Origin of the sequence: Acinetobacter sp. BIGb0102 (genome assembly GCF_003815055.1) — a bacterium.
Taxonomy (GTDB): domain Bacteria; phylum Pseudomonadota; class Gammaproteobacteria; order Pseudomonadales; family Moraxellaceae; genus Acinetobacter; species Acinetobacter vivianii.
Window position 1 is genome coordinate 123160 of the sequence record NZ_RKQE01000016.1, and the last position, 14429, is coordinate 137588.

The 14429-nt window shown below is 41.9% G+C and carries 14 protein-coding genes; 7 read left to right on the forward strand and 7 right to left on the reverse strand.

What is annotated here, in order from left to right:
• Positions 1 to 135 precede the first annotated feature (135 nt).
• From EC846_RS16225 to EC846_RS16245, 5 genes are all read left to right on the forward strand, one after another.
• A complete protein-coding gene (locus EC846_RS16225; RefSeq protein ID WP_123775781.1) occupies positions 136 to 684 on the forward strand; it encodes a TetR/AcrR family transcriptional regulator in 549 nt (182 codons plus the stop codon).
• Positions 685 to 697: 13 nt separating this feature from the next.
• Entirely contained in the window at positions 698 to 2344 is a 1647-nt protein-coding gene (locus tag EC846_RS16230) for an MFS transporter (protein ID WP_069577008.1), read from the forward strand.
• 29 nt (positions 2345 to 2373) lie between these two features.
• Positions 2374 to 3537, forward strand: coding sequence for an HlyD family secretion protein (locus EC846_RS16235; RefSeq protein ID WP_004770795.1), 1164 nt, complete (start codon positions 2374 to 2376; stop codon positions 3535 to 3537).
• Between the two features lie 65 nt (positions 3538 to 3602).
• The gene (locus tag EC846_RS16240; RefSeq protein ID WP_123775783.1) at positions 3603 to 4475 is read left to right on the forward strand and encodes a 1-aminocyclopropane-1-carboxylate deaminase/D-cysteine desulfhydrase; all 873 of its coding nucleotides are present in this window, start codon (positions 3603 to 3605) and stop codon (positions 4473 to 4475) included.
• A gap of 55 nt (positions 4476 to 4530) precedes the next feature.
• Positions 4531 to 5727, forward strand: coding sequence for an NAD(P)/FAD-dependent oxidoreductase (locus EC846_RS16245; RefSeq protein WP_123775784.1), 1197 nt, complete (start codon positions 4531 to 4533; stop codon positions 5725 to 5727).
• Between the two features lie 49 nt (positions 5728 to 5776).
• Here the strand turns inward: EC846_RS16245 and EC846_RS16250 are convergent, their stop codons facing one another.
• From EC846_RS16250 to EC846_RS16260, 3 genes are all read right to left on the reverse strand, one after another.
• Complete coding sequence (locus tag EC846_RS16250; protein WP_005256180.1) at positions 5777 to 5956, reverse strand: hypothetical protein; 180 nt, start codon at positions 5954 to 5956, stop codon at positions 5777 to 5779.
• Positions 5957 to 6237: 281 nt separating this feature from the next.
• A complete protein-coding gene (locus tag EC846_RS16255; protein ID WP_123775785.1) occupies positions 6238 to 7875 on the reverse strand; it encodes a mechanosensitive ion channel in 1638 nt (545 codons plus the stop codon).
• A gap of 229 nt (positions 7876 to 8104) precedes the next feature.
• The gene (locus EC846_RS16260) at positions 8105 to 8305 is read right to left on the reverse strand and encodes a hypothetical protein (RefSeq protein ID WP_005256177.1); all 201 of its coding nucleotides are present in this window, start codon (positions 8303 to 8305) and stop codon (positions 8105 to 8107) included.
• A gap of 206 nt (positions 8306 to 8511) precedes the next feature.
• On the opposite strand from EC846_RS16260, the gene EC846_RS16265 reads away from it, so the two are divergent.
• On the forward strand, positions 8512 to 8934 hold the full coding sequence (locus EC846_RS16265; protein ID WP_004770789.1) for a hypothetical protein: 423 nt from the start codon (positions 8512 to 8514) through the stop codon (positions 8932 to 8934).
• 48 nt (positions 8935 to 8982) lie between these two features.
• Here EC846_RS16265 and EC846_RS16270 read toward each other — a convergent pair whose 3' ends face one another.
• Positions 8983 to 9744: a ferredoxin--NADP reductase gene (locus EC846_RS16270; RefSeq protein ID WP_047430907.1), complete on the reverse strand. Its 762-nt coding sequence runs from the start codon at positions 9742 to 9744 to the stop codon at positions 8983 to 8985.
• A gap of 84 nt (positions 9745 to 9828) precedes the next feature.
• Here EC846_RS16270 and gigC point away from each other — a divergent pair, with 84 nt between their 5' ends.
• Positions 9829 to 10713: a LysR family transcriptional regulator GigC gene (gigC, locus tag EC846_RS16275; RefSeq protein ID WP_004770787.1), complete on the forward strand. Its 885-nt coding sequence runs from the start codon at positions 9829 to 9831 to the stop codon at positions 10711 to 10713.
• 54 nt (positions 10714 to 10767) lie between these two features.
• Here gigC and EC846_RS16280 read toward each other — a convergent pair whose 3' ends face one another.
• The 3 genes from EC846_RS16280 to EC846_RS16290 form a co-directional block, all read right to left on the reverse strand.
• Positions 10768 to 12936, reverse strand: a complete 2169-nt coding sequence (locus EC846_RS16280) for a TonB-dependent receptor (protein WP_171410046.1) — start codon at positions 12934 to 12936, stop codon at positions 10768 to 10770.
• Positions 12937 to 13217: 281 nt separating this feature from the next.
• Positions 13218 to 13910 (reverse strand): cold shock domain-containing protein, encoded by a 693-nt coding sequence (locus EC846_RS16285; protein WP_123775787.1) that lies wholly within the window; start codon positions 13908 to 13910, stop codon positions 13218 to 13220.
• A 117-nt stretch (positions 13911 to 14027) separates the two neighbouring features.
• Positions 14028 to 14318, reverse strand: a complete 291-nt coding sequence (locus tag EC846_RS16290; protein ID WP_004770785.1) for a cold shock domain-containing protein — start codon at positions 14316 to 14318, stop codon at positions 14028 to 14030.
• Positions 14319 to 14429 lie beyond the last annotated feature (111 nt).

Sequence of the window (14429 nt, forward strand, 5' to 3'; positions counted from 1 at the left end):
AACACTGTATGCACTTAGAAAAGTACCTTCTATGATGGATTTTACCTAAATTAAACAAAATAAATTTCTGCTACATATTTACTTCGGACAAAAATGTCCGTTTAATTCACATTAAATATTCCACGAGCTTTGGTCATGGTAAAACGTCAGCAATTGGCGGCTCACAATCGTGATGAACTCCTCAATGCCGCAGAGGAAGTTTTCCGCAAGCAAGGTGTGCATGTGCCTCTACAGGCCATCATTGATCATGCTGGTGTTGGGCGGGCAACTTTTTATCGTAATTTTGCCGATCGTAAAGCCTTGATCGCAGCTTTGCTGGAACGGGCCATTACCCGTCTGGAGCAAAAGGCGAAAGAATTACTTATCTTTAATGATGGTTTTATCCGCTTAATTGAAAGCCATATTGAACAAATACCTCAACTCGTCGTGCTGATTGATTACTGGCGCATTATTGATCGTGAAGACCCAATCATGCTAAACATTTATGAACGACGGAATAAAGCGCTACAGCCTCTGATTGATCAAGCGATTCAGCACCAATTATGTCGCCCTGATCTTACCCCTCAAGATTTCGCGATGATTACAGCAATTTTGGGCTCTTCATTTCAGGGACATCAGGCGAGCGATCAGCTAAGACTGGCAAAACGCGCAATAGAATTATTATTAAACGGTATTAAAGTGTAGGTCGGGGAATAAAATGGATAAAAGCCCTCGCTATCTAGAGACTCCTCCTGATTGGTCCGCAGAAGAGCGCCCAACTTTACCCGGCTCGCCTGCGGCTATTGCACATGCCAGACCGAAACGTGTTGCTTATTTTATTATTGGCCTGCTGATTTGTATTGCAGCCAGCCTGAGTAACGGCTTTATTGTTGCCAATTTACCTATTTTCCAAGGTGAATACGGATTAACTGCCTCTCAAGCCGCATGGCTTCCTGCGGCTTATGTGATGGCCAATGTCAGTTCAAACCTGATTCTATTTAAAGCCCGTCAACAATATGGCTTACGTCTGTTTTCAGAAATCGGGCTACTGGTTTTTATCGGCGTACTAATTTTGCACACCTTTGTCAAAACCTATGAAATGGCATTATTTGTCCGCTTCATTGCAGGCTTGGCTGCCGCACCACTCAGTTCACTCGGCATGTATTACACCATGCAGGCCTTTGGCAAAGCGGATATGGCCAAAGGCATTTATCTGGCTTTTGGATTTCAGCAACTGGGATTGCCATTGGCTTGGATCATTTCGCCTTTTCTACTCAGCGCAAACCAATGGGATGTAATTTATACCTTTGAATTAGGTCTGGCCATTTGCTGTTTCGCGATGGTGGTCTCACTTAAACTACCGCGTAGCTTACGTCTGGAGGTATTTGAGAAGCAGGATTTCTTCACTTTTGCTCTATTGGCACCGGGTTTTGCCTGTCTGTGTATTGTCCTCACCCAAGGGCCTATTCTGTGGTGGTTCGATAGCCCGTGGCTGGCTTATACCTTGATCGTCGGTTTCTGTCTGATTGTATTGGGCCTCACTTACGAACATTATCGAACCAATCCCTTGATCATGACCCGCTGGCTGGCGGCTGGCGATTTACTCAGTTTCGTGGTCAGTGCTTTTGCGCTACGCCTACTGATGTCAGAACAAAGTTATGCGGCGGTGAATTTTTTGAAAACCATGGGTATGGGGCCAGATCAATTTGTTCCCCTATATGTGGTGATCTTTTGTGGGACGATTGCAGGTTCAGTATTTAGTGCATTAACATTCCATCGCGAGCGTTTAATTTTAAATTTATTCCTTGCTGAAATCCTGATCCTCATCGCCTGTGCACTGGACTATCACCTGACCAGTGATGTACGCCCAGCCAATTTCTATCGTAGTCAATTTTTAGTGAGCTTTGCAGGCGGTGTGTTTATTGGGCCACTGCTGCTAATGGGCTTTATGCGCACCTTGCAACGTGGACCGCAATATGTGGTGACTTTCATCGTACTCTTTTCAGCCACCCAAAACTTTGGTGGTCTGGTCGGTTCGTCCTTCTTTAATACTTACCAGCAACACCAAACCTATGGTTATAAAGTCGAGATCAACAGCTATCTTGATCCGACCGATCCATTGGTGGCACAACGCTTACAGACTTATCAGCATAGTGCAATGGTAACCACCAATGATCCCGTTCTACAAAACAATCAGGCGCTACAAAACCTGAATAAAGTGGTGACCCGCGAAGCACAGGTTCGCGCCTATAACGATGTGATTGTATTAAATGGCATTTTTGCTGTTGTTTTACTGCTATGGGGGTTATTTAAATATGTACGTAATAAGTACTTGACCCGAAAAAATCTGCAAGCAGCCAGTTAACCCTTATGGTATTTGATTGAGAAAACATTATGTCTGAACAAGATAAACCAGAAAATACAAATGCTCAGAACAACGAGCAAAACCAGACGGTTCAACCTGAAAAGGCACCAGAAGCTGTGACGCAAATGCCACCGCCACCTCCACCGCCAACCAGTAAGTTGATCAAGACCAAGCGTTCAACCTTGTGGTGGATGCTGCTGGTATTAATTGTCGGGATTACAATTATTTTATGGGCATGGCGAATCGGGCCATTCCACTCGGCGATTGAACATACTGACAATAGCTATGTGAAAGGTAAAACCACTATTCTTTCCTCACAGATTAATGGCTATATCAAGGATGTTCTGGTTAAGGACTTTGATCATGTTAAACAGGGTCAGGTACTCATGCATATTGATGCAACGACCTATGACCAAAAGGTGACCCAAGCTGTTTCTGGGGTAGAACAAGCGGAAAATAGCCTTGCCAATCAGACTCAAGCCATTGCCCAACGTCAGGCAGATGTGGTTGCAGCACAAGCCAAACTGGATCAGGTCAAGGCGCAATACGATCTCTCGGTTGCACAACTTAAACGCTATCAACAATTGGGCGATAGTGGCGCTGCCTCAAAATCAGAACAGGATAAAGCTGCGGCTGATGCACAGAATAACCTTGCTTTACTCAAACAGGCGCAAGCCAATATTCTGGTTGCACAAGAAGCCTTAAAAACGGCGCAAGTCGCTGAAGCAGGCTTAAAAGCCCAAGTAAATAGCGCTCAGGCACAACTAGATCAAGCCAACACCACCAAGGATTACAGCACTATTGTTGCGCCACTGGATGGTCAACTCGGCGAAGTCAATCCGCGTGTAGGTCAATACGTTGCAGCAGGCACACAATTGCTCTATTTAATCCCACAACAAACTTGGGTCATTGCCAACTTTAAGGAAACCCAGATTGCCAATATGAAAATTGGTCAAAAGGCCTATTTCACTGTGGATGCAATGAATCATCAAAAGTTCACTGGACAGGTAGAGCAGATTTCTCCTGCGGCTGGTTCAGAATTCAGTGTATTGAAGCCTGACAATGCGACAGGTAACTTCACCAAAGTGGTACAACGTATTGCTGTACGGATCACCGTAGATCCAAATCAGAAAGGGATGGAAAATTTACGTCCAGGTATGTCTGTCATTACTTCGGTAGACACCAGTTCCTAAACCATACTGACATTCTCAATCAAATCCATTTACAATGTGATCAAGCTCTTTTCTCATGATCTAAGATGTTTGATCACATTGCTTTTCCCACTCCCTATCAGACCTTAGAGATTCCTGCGCCAGTTCAACTCACCGTGAAGCGTCTGGATCAGATTCATCCCCACATTTCGGGCAATAAGTTTTTCAAACTTAAATACAACCTGCTTGCCGCACAGCAACAAGGCTGCTCAAAAATACTGACTTTTGGCGGTGCTTTTTCTAACCATATTGCTGCAACAGCGTATGCCGCTCAACGTTTTGGTTTTCAAAGTATTGGCATTATTCGCGGAGACGAGTTGGCTTTGCACGCCTTAAATCCAACACTACAAACTGCACATGATTTTGGTATGCAACTGCATTTTGTGAGTCGGGCCGGATATCGGCTGCGCAATGAAGCCACGTATTTACAACAACTACAACAACAATATCCGCAAGCTTTCATCGTTCCAGAGGGCGGAACCAATACACTTGCCTTGCAAGGCAGTCAGGAAATACTCTCTGCTCATGATCGAGAAAATTATGACGTGATTTGCTGTGCCGTTGGTACAGGTGGAACCATTGCAGGGCTGATTGAAAGCAGTTCAGATCGACAGCATGTGCTGGGTTTTTCTGCCTTAAAAGGGGATTTTCTGCAACAAGAGATTCAACAATGGACTGATAAAAAAAATTGGTCTTTAACTGATGCCTATTGTAGTGGTGGTTACGCCAAAACCAGTCCAGCGCTACTGCAATTTATGCAACAGTTTGAACAGCAATATGCGATTCCATTAGAACAGGTCTATACCGCTAAAATGATGATGGGACTTTTTGACCTGATTCAGCAGCAACATTTCCCAGAAAATACCCGTATTCTTGCGATTCACACAGGTGGTTTACAAGGAAAATTGAAAACATACTAAAAGCTGCATAAATCTTTTATAATTGCCCGCTTTTCCGCTCTTGAGTATTTCCCCCATGATCCATCAAGTTGATGTTGTTGTTTTAGGTGCAGGTGCATCAGGCTTGATGTTGGCTGCTGAAGCAGGCAAACGTGGGCGCTCGGTTGCAGTGCTTGAAAAAGCCAATAAAGTCGGTAAAAAGATTTTGATGTCTGGTGGTGGTAAATGTAACTTTACCAATCTGGATGTCGAGCCTGCGAACTATCTTTCTGAAAATCCACATTTCGTTATTTCTGCCCTCACCCGCTATACCAACTGGGACTTTATTGGTCTAGTCTGTGAATACGGAATTGAATATGAAGAACGCAAGCACGGTCAGCTTTTTACCCTAAAAGGATCAAAAGAAATCCTTGAGCTGTTACTTTCAGAATGTGATAAAGCCAAACGTGTACAGATTCAAACCCATTGCGAAGTGCAGCAAGTCAAAGCACAAGCAGATTCAGGCTTTATCATTGAAACCAGTCAAGGGACTTATCAATGTGACTCACTCGTGGTTGCGACAGGCGGTTTGTCTATTCCAACGTTAGGTGGTTCTGGCTTTGGTTATGAGCTTGCACAACAGTTCGGACATCACGTATACCCAACACGCGCAGGTCTCGTTCCCTTTACCTTCTCAGATCAATTTAAAGAAGTGACCACCCGTTTAAGCGGCAATGCGCTAGATGCAACGTTAATTAATGAACGCCATCAATTTACCGAAGCTTTGCTCTTTACCCATCGTGGACTCAGCGGCCCAAGCGCTTTACAACTTTCCAACTATTGGCATGTCGGTGAAAGCTTTAAAATAGATTTCTTTCCGACTCAGGACTTCGCTCAATTTTTCAAAGAAAAGAAAAAATCTCAGCCGAAAGTGCTGTTACGAACCTTGCTGAGCGAATTTACCGCCAAAAGCATCGTACTTGAATTACAGCAATTGATCTGGGCAGAGCAAAGTGAAACTGCGATTGGCAATATAAGCGACCTTCAACTGGAGCAGATTGCGGCACAGCTCCATGCATTCTCCGTTAAACCGTCTGGAACCGAAGGTTATCGCACAGCTGAAGTGACACTGGGTGGTGTAGATACCAGTGAAGTCTCATCAAAAACCATGGAAAGTAAAAAGCAGAAAGGCCTATATTTTATTGGCGAAGTGCTGGATGCGACAGGACACTTAGGCGGTTATAACTTCCAGTGGGCGTGGTCATCTGCACAGGCAGCAGCCCAATTCGTTTAAATCCGGTTCTGATACATACCCTTCGCTTTGGCTTCAGATGAATCAATACTTAATGGGGTTCATCTGAAGAATTAGCAGCTTCCGAAGACGGGATTTTCTGAGTATTTTCGATTGATTTTTCTTTGGTTGGGCTTGATTTCGCCACGACAAATTTGTAAGCACTTGCCAAAAAACCAACAGTAATACCTGCAATAATAATCGGTGCAAATACACGATTTGGCCTCTTCATTCTGTTCTCCTATTAACTTTTTATTGAGAGACTATGGGGACTTTATCTATAAATGAATTGCTTTTTAGGCCAAGTTTTCACTTCGACTCAATCGAATGCGCAACTTGCTCATTCTACTTCGCTCAGAATTTACAACATGTTGAACTGAGCTGGATGCAAAACGTATGTCCTAACAACTCTGGACAGCATTACAAATAAAGACCAAAAGTGCGAATAAAAACAAAACGACCACCCTGCTTAGAGTGGTCGAATTGATTGAAAAAATCAAAGATTATTTTTTACTATTCATCCGAATATGGCGGAGTTGGTGGTGTTGGATTCGCCGGAGTATCTGATGAAGTTGGTGTCGGACTCACAGGATTCACTGGAGTCGTTGGCGCTGTTGGTGTTGGGCTCACAGGCGCTGCTGGCTTAACCTCATCCTTGTGCAACGGATTTGGTTTGTTGCCTTCTGTTTTTGCCTTATCTAGTAAATCACCAAGTAAACGCTCTGCTGGTTGACGACCCCCTAAACCAAAGGCCAATGCAAATGCGACTGCAACTGAACCCAGTGTTAAACCGAATGCCAGATTAACAATAGAATCCGCAATACCCATTGCTTTCAAGCCCATCGCAATCACAAGTCCCATAATTAAAATACGGACCAGATTACCTAACCAGCGAGAGCTATTATATTCACCACGTTGAACGACATTGGCAACCACATTCGCCAGCCAGAAGCCGATTACCAGAATCACTGCACCTAGAAGGATACTTGCACCGAACTGGATAAACATGGCGATAAGTACACTCACCTGTTCCAGCCCCAGACGATTCGCTGCTTCTGAAACAGCAAATAGCATGGTGAAGAACACGATTAGACAGCCAACCACATCTGAAACACGAGTCTGTCCAAGGAAACGTTGTACATCGAGTTTCATTGGAATTTCATCGACACCCGCACCTGAAATCAATTCAGCCACTAAACGTCCAACAAAACGCGAAACAATATAAGCCACAATTAAAATCAGGCCTGCCGCAATAATCTGTGGAATCGCGTGCATAATTTCATTCAGCATTGATGTCGCTGGTTGAGAAATCGCTTCGATACCAAGTGCTTCAAATGCCACAATTAAAGTGGTAATAATAATGACGGCGAAGACAAAAGAGCCTAAAAATTTAGAGACATTTGAATTTTTAAATAGCCCTACTTTTTCAGCCTGTGTTTGTAAACCCAGACTATTACTTAAACCTTCAACAATGCCACGTACAATCTTCGCAAGAATATAACCGACGAAGATAATGACACCTGTAATAAACAGATTCGGTAAATAAGCAACGGCATCATTCACCATGTTCTGTACAGGGATTAATAGACCTGTTAATCCTAAAATCGATAAAACAATCGGCAAGAACAGTAATAAAACCAGCCAGTAAAAAATTTCACCGATATTGCTGCTCAGTGAACTGACACCGACCTCACCGCTCAGCTTCTCATCCAGCTCGGTTCTAGCAAGTACATTGGTTAATCCTGCGCGTACCAGACGGGCAATAATCCAGCCAACAAAACCGACCGCAACAGCAGCAAGCAGATTAGGGATGAAGGCCAGAATACGCCCGACCATATTGCTAAATGGATCACTCACACCACTGATATTTAAGACATTTAATGCACCCACAACCGCCAGAATCATGATAAACCAGAACACCAGCTTAGAAATAAGATTCTCAATATTTGGGGCACGACCAGTTGCAGACGACAATTTATGATTGGTATCAAGTTTTTGCAGTAATTTTTTCACACCTGCTGCAACCACCAGAGCAATAATCCAGCCGACCAGCAGAATTACAATTGCAGCTAAAATTGGGTGAAATTGATCCCAATAATACATTGCATCAAATCCTCCTCGGTTGGAGGGGTCATTAAAAAATTCATTCATGTTGTTATCCTTATGTTGTGTTTTTCAGTCTTGTACAGTCCACCCATGGTTGCTCTATGAACTAAGAACATGATTTATGGATGCTTCCACCATAATTTTTGTCTATTTTCCAATCAATAAATGGCAGCACTAATACAACAAAAAGTGCGCAAAATATTGCAAAAAAGCTCATTGATTCACACCAATGAGCTTTTTGAAGAATTAATTCTCGGTCTTAAAATATGCTTGTCTAAGCATTCAGAACTGCCGACTGCATTTGTGACAGAATCACTTGTGCAGTTGGATTGGCTGAATGATCAGCAACCATATAAACAAGTAATGCAATCAGGAAGATTCCCACCAGAATCAAAATATAAACGGGTAATCTTCTCTTTTTGGTAATTTCTTCTTTGCTCGCCACATGGGGTTGTGGCTTACTAAAATCATGCATGATAGCAGCCCTCATCCTTATTACTTTTCAATATTTATATTAGCAACGTGCTGTGTAGCATTGTGTGAAGAAGCTTCGGACTATCGTTGCACTGGTTGCAGAACTCTACTTTTTTTATTTTATTTTTTGTTTAAAATATAGGCGGCTTTAGCGGGCAACAAAAATAAGCTATAATGCTCAGTCCCGTTTTTTAAATGTTTTGCTTTATGTCCTATAGCCAACAAAGTGTTTCTCTTGATTTGGACACTGATGTAACACATCAATGTTTTTTACATCACACACGCGATGAACATTTGATTGGAATTATTGAGTTTAATAAGCCAAGCTATATCCTGAAATGGGGTGATCTGGAATATTTTCGTCGCCGCACAGAAGAGTTTTCGGTGATGCCATTACCAGACTGTATCAATGCCATGATCATTGATATTCGTAATGTACAGCCTTTTTTAGATAATGAAGTTCCCATCTTGCCGTGGCGCTTACTGGAAGAAGATTGTCCTGTACGTCTGGTCGTTCCTCAAGAACGCCTTGAGCATTACATCGGGTTATTTGAACCAACCTGGTTAACCACAGATGTAGACACGGCGATTCAGGAAATCCGTGAATTTATGGATATGTTTGTTCACTAAACATATCCCTCCTCCTTCATTCAGATGGATCGTCTCAACCGAAGTCTGTTACCAGTAATTTTCTACGGCAATATTACCTTCACCACGACGATTCATAATTAAACCACGCAATTTTAGCGCTTCTTTAGTGTCTTCCACCATCTGCGGATTACCACATAACATCACATGACTGCTGGCTGGATTCAAATCCAAGCCAACGGCTTTTTCTAGTTCGCCATTGCCAATCAGCACAGGTAAACGATCATGTAATGGCGCCTCTGGATCACGCGTGATGATCGGGACAAATTTAAAGCCCGTATGTCCCTCACCAAACAGTGCCGCAATCTCTTGAATACGATCTACATAAGCTAGTTCAGACTCGGTACGAACGCTATAAACCAGATTGATGTGCTGGTATTTATTCCATGTTTCAAAATCTTGCAGCATCGATAAGAACGGCGCCAGACCAGTCCCTGTCCCCAATAACCATAAATCCTGCGGTAAAGGTTGTTGATAACGCGCAAGGGTTAAATATCCATACGAGATCTTTTCCAGATACAGCTCATCACCCACTTTAAGGTGTTGCAGATTTGAGGTAAATGCGCCATCGGGTACCACAATTGAAAAGAATTCTAGCGTTTCATCAAAGGGTGAAGACACCACCGAATAAGCACGAACCACCAGTTCGCCATCTACCATTAAACCAATACGGGCAAACTGCCCTGCGGTGAATTTAAAATGGGCTGGACGGGTCATGGTAAAACTAAACAGATTGTCAGCCCAACGGTGTACAGATAAAACCTTTTCTACGCTAAATTTTTCAATTGACATGATTTGAACGTGGCACGAAACAGTAGGCTCATGTTAGCATGATCGAATAAATGATGGATACTCAAAACATTAAGGCTATTTAACATGCGCATGACATTACGCCAATTGGCTGTTTTCGTGGCGGTCGCTCAAGAGGGAACTGTAACCAAAGCGAGTGATGCTGTTCGTCTCACACAAAGTGCGGCAAGTATGGCCTTAGCAGATTTAGAAGATGGTCTGGGTGCACCATTATTCGACCGTCTGGGAAAACGCTTACAACTGAATGATCTAGGACGTTTTTTACTTCCTCAAGCGCTTGAGATTTTAGGGCGTTGTGAAGCTTTTGAACAAGCGGCCAAAGGCGAGTTACAAAGCATTGATTTACGCCTTGGGGCAACACTCACCATCAGTGATTATTTAATGCCTGATTTGATGGCTGATTTTTTACAACGTCATCCGCAAGCGCATCTCCAACTGCAAGTGGGTAATACCCGTCAAATGATTGAAGCAGTGAATCAATTTCAGCTTGATCTCGCCTTAATCGAAGGTTCATGTCATTTACCACAACTACAATGTATTCATTGGCGTAATGATGAACTGGCTGTATGTTGCGCACCTGATCATCCTCTTGCACAGCTCAACCGCCCCATTACACCGGCAGATTTTGATGAAGTAGAATGGATCTTACGTGAAGAAGGTTCAGGAACACGTGAAGTGTTTGATAATGCCATTTTACAAGATTTACCAGATGCCAATATCCGTTTAACACTGGGCCATAATGAAGCGATTTTAAAAATAGTCGCAGGTGGTTTGGGCATGTCATGTATTTCCAAACTGGCGATTGAACCTCTTCAGGAAAAAGGCCAGTTAGTCATTCTAGATACGCCTTACTGGGAATTAACCCGCCCGCTTTATATGCTGGTACATCGCCAAAAATACCAAGGGCCTGGCTTAAAAGCCTTTTTGCAATTTTGCGAAGCAAAGGTTTAACTTTTTAAATAAAAAAATGCTTCCACTTGGAAGCATTTTTTTATGCAGTTCGGTTTAGAAATCGAAGCTCACACCAAGTTTATAAGTGCGACCTGCGCCAACTGTCGTAAAACCACTGGTAAACACGCCATCCCAATATTTCTTATCAGCGACATTATCCACATTAGCACGGAAAGTTGTATTCACGCCTCCGAGTTTAGTTACGTACTTTGCACCTAAATCAACCAAGGTATAATCAGGTAACTGTAGCTTATTATCCGCTGTTAAGTATTGTTCATCCACATAAGTCACAAACGCATTGACGCTTAAGCCTTCAACAAATGGGATTTTATAATCTACGCCAACACCTGCGGTAAATTCAGGCGTACCTTCAAGCGTATTTCCAGAAACCCCAACTCCACTACTTAAAATTGCTTTTTTGTATTCAGTATCAATATAAGCCAAATTACCATATACGATTAGGTCGTCAGTCACTTTGCCTGAAAAACCGTATTCAACACCTTTCGATTCAGTCTTCGCACCATCCGTTGTGATTTGCTTATATTTACCATTCTCAGCAAGGGGATCCGTTTTTTCTAATGGTGTAGTGAGCGTGCTCGGTTTTTTAATTTGATACAGTGCTAAAGTGTGTAACCAACGATCATCTTGATATTTCGCACCAATTTCATATTGCTTACTTTCAAATGGAGCAAATGTTTTATTGTAATTGACATCCGTAGGTACATTCACGGTTGCCCCTCTAACTAGGCCTTCGACATAGCTGACATAGAATGAGGTTTCTTCACCAAAAGGTTTCACAACAATGGCGGCACTTGGAGATACTTTATCCGCATTCAATTTGGTATTGGTGGTGAGTGCCTTTAAATTCATGTCTTGATAGCGTACACCTAAAATAAACTGTAGCTTGTCATCCAGCATGGAAATCTGATCACTCAAACTATAGCTGACATAGACATCATCGGCGAAAGGTACAATAACTGGCCAAGTATCAGGCATATGCCCTTCGCTACTTGGATCATAGATATTGGTCGGAAAGTAAACTTCTTTTGCACCACGTCCCTGATGCTGACTATATTTACGTTTTAAATAATCAGCACGGAATGCCAAGGTATGAGAAATATCACCCGTGAAAATCTGACCTTCTAAGCCAGCATTAAATGTGGTGTTATGTTCTTTTGAACCAACACGGTAATATTGTGACAAAGCATCGCCATTCTCAGCAACTAAGGGATTGGCATTGCCTAGGCATTTATTACCTGTTAAAGGGCCACAATAATTTGCAGCTAAATTTTGTACAACCATACGGGTACCAAATAAATGCCCACGGTATTCACGCTCATTGAACCCAGCGCCGGCAAATGCTTTTAAATTTGGTAGAAGCTTATATTCTCCTGATAAGCCCACATAATTAGCACTTTGCATACCTTCTAAATGTGGGAAATAATTCAGTTTTCCATCTGGTGCTGGTAAAACACGTCCCAAAGTCGCAAAAGAGATCATTGCTGGTGAACCACCATCACGCTTATCTCGTACCGAATAAGCATCAAAGTTAATTTTGGCCTGATCAGTCGTATAGTCGAGTGCTAGTACCGCAGCCGTATTTTCATCTTCCAGCCCGTCAACAATATGTTCACCTTGTCCATAAGTCGCACTGACGCGCGCACCAAATTTGTTGTCTTCACCAAAACGGCCAGATACATCAAAACCTGATTTGTAGTAACCACCATCTTCGTACATCGCAGAGACTTGGGTCAGATCGCGATCCGCACGTTTGGTTGTTGCCATCACGACTCCACCAATACTCCCACCTGGTGCCATGCCTGCAATTAATGCATTTGGACCTTTCAATACACTGGCAGAGCTTAAAATATCAGTCGGTGTACGACCACTTGGTGACATGCCATAAGCACCATTAATATTGGCATCTTCCCATGTCACCGCAAAGCCGCGAATCATAAAGTTTTCGTTTAAATGCCCACTATTGGTGGTGGTACGAATACTTGGATCATTTTTAAGAATGCCTGCAATCGAATCCGCTTGCTTATCCTTAATTGCCTGCTCGGTATAGGACTGGATACTGAATGGCGTATCCAATACAGCTTTCTCACCGAGGATACCTAAACTGGCATCTTTTTTAAGTTTACCTGTTGCATCTGTTGCTTGTGAGTCAGCTTTCACGACAATCGTTGGCAAAACTGTGTTTTCTTCAGCCACAGCAAACATAGGTAATGCAATGAGAGATAGAAACAATATATTCTTTTTCAAGTGACCATACCCCGATAAAAATTTGATCACATTATATAAGAAAAATTAACAAATGATAATAAAAACCATTAACAAAGTAATAACTATTTATTACTTTAACATTAAGAAGCAACCTCGAAAATTTATCTCAGAGTCTAAAGAGCGATCTTAACAACTCTATGTTTCTTATCATAATTTTAGTCTATTCAATAACATGTGTTATTTAAAGAGTGCTCACCCTCACCGCCTATGCTCCGTATTTAACGCCCAAATTGACGTTCACAAGGAATACCGTCCCCATCACCATCCATTTTTGTATTAGGACAATTTTTTAAAAAGAACAGTGCTTCCTCATAAGAACTCATTTGGGAACAATGCTCTCGTCCATCACACTGGAATTGGTGATTTACTTTAGTAGATGATTTGTTCTGAACAGATTGGACATGACTAGATTCGAGTGCCCTCTTGGTTTTTTCTGACAATTTCACCTCTGATAATTCACCAATAGCTTGTCGTTGTTGTTCTATAATTTTCCTTTGCTCTTCGATCAATTGAGCAGCTTTTAGTTTTTTTGATTGCTGATAAGATTGGTACTTCTGAAAAACTAAACCACTTAAGATTGCAATTACAATTAATCCTACGATGGTAAATGTTAATCCTTTCTTGGAAGTCTCTTGAGTACTAGCTGATGCTGGTACGGTCAATTTTTCATTAGGAGTGATTTCAGAAATCGAGTTTGCTTCTTTTAAATCCAGTCGAACAATATTAGTTGCTTTAAATTTTCCATGCTCTTCAACAATCAGAAATTTGAGTCTTTCCCCTAGTTTCGGTTCACCAGCCATTTTGGGAAAATCAGTAATATGAAAGAAAATATCTGATGTTCTTCCTTCTACCTGAATAAAACCAAAACCGCGCTCTGAATTGTATTTTTTAATTTTTCCCTCAAGAAACATTGCGTACGCTCTATTTTTTATATTGCTTCTATTCTAATAAAAAAAGAGGCTAGAAAGCCTCTTTTCTCATAATATTTAAGTGGATACCTAAATAAAAAAAGGATAAATGTTGTGTATTTAGCGACGGAAGTTTGACAATAATGCCGACGTAATCGAATTATTGTGCTCAGCAATTTTGGTTTTCTTGGTTTTGGCAGGATTCGGATCAAGACGTTCAATCTTGGTCGCTTTGTACTTCCCGTCATTTTCAACAACGATAAATTTCACTTTTTCATTTCTTTTCGGCTCAGCATCGGCTGGATACTCTGAAATATGAAAAAATACATCCCCTTCAGACGTCCCAATAAAACCAAAGCCTTTGTCTGGATTATATTGTTTAACTTTGCCTTGATAGAATTCTTGCTTCATGACATTTATCCTATTTTCTCAATGCGATGATGACAGTATATAAAAATAAAAAAGAGACTTTCAATCAATCCTCAAAATAGCTTCAGGATGAGATCAAGTCTCTTTTAAGAA

Excerpts from the sequence above, each read along its gene's own strand:
- EC846_RS16225 (WP_123775781.1), top strand. The coding sequence starts at position 136 with ATGGTAAAACGTCAGCAATTGGCGGCTCACAATCGTGATGAACTCCTC.
- EC846_RS16230 (WP_069577008.1), top strand. The coding sequence starts at position 698 with ATGGATAAAAGCCCTCGCTATCTAGAGACTCCTCCTGATTGGTCCGCA.
- EC846_RS16235 (WP_004770795.1), top strand. The coding sequence starts at position 2,374 with ATGTCTGAACAAGATAAACCAGAAAATACAAATGCTCAGAACAACGAG.
- EC846_RS16240 (WP_123775783.1), top strand. The coding sequence starts at position 3,603 with ATGTTTGATCACATTGCTTTTCCCACTCCCTATCAGACCTTAGAGATT.
- EC846_RS16245 (WP_123775784.1), top strand. The coding sequence starts at position 4,531 with ATGATCCATCAAGTTGATGTTGTTGTTTTAGGTGCAGGTGCATCAGGC.
- EC846_RS16250 (WP_005256180.1), bottom strand. The coding sequence starts at position 5,956 with ATGAAGAGGCCAAATCGTGTATTTGCACCGATTATTATTGCAGGTATT.
- EC846_RS16255 (WP_123775785.1), bottom strand. The coding sequence starts at position 7,875 with ATGAATGAATTTTTTAATGACCCCTCCAACCGAGGAGGATTTGATGCA.
- EC846_RS16260 (WP_005256177.1), bottom strand. The coding sequence starts at position 8,305 with ATGCATGATTTTAGTAAGCCACAACCCCATGTGGCGAGCAAAGAAGAA.
- EC846_RS16265 (WP_004770789.1), top strand. The coding sequence starts at position 8,512 with ATGTCCTATAGCCAACAAAGTGTTTCTCTTGATTTGGACACTGATGTA.
- EC846_RS16270 (WP_047430907.1), bottom strand. The coding sequence starts at position 9,744 with ATGTCAATTGAAAAATTTAGCGTAGAAAAGGTTTTATCTGTACACCGT.
- gigC (WP_004770787.1), top strand. The coding sequence starts at position 9,829 with ATGCGCATGACATTACGCCAATTGGCTGTTTTCGTGGCGGTCGCTCAA.
- EC846_RS16280 (WP_171410046.1), bottom strand. The coding sequence starts at position 12,936 with ATGTTTGCTGTGGCTGAAGAAAACACAGTTTTGCCAACGATTGTCGTG.
- EC846_RS16285 (WP_123775787.1), bottom strand. The coding sequence starts at position 13,910 with ATGTTTCTTGAGGGAAAAATTAAAAAATACAATTCAGAGCGCGGTTTT.
- EC846_RS16290 (WP_004770785.1), bottom strand. The coding sequence starts at position 14,318 with ATGAAGCAAGAATTCTATCAAGGCAAAGTTAAACAATATAATCCAGAC.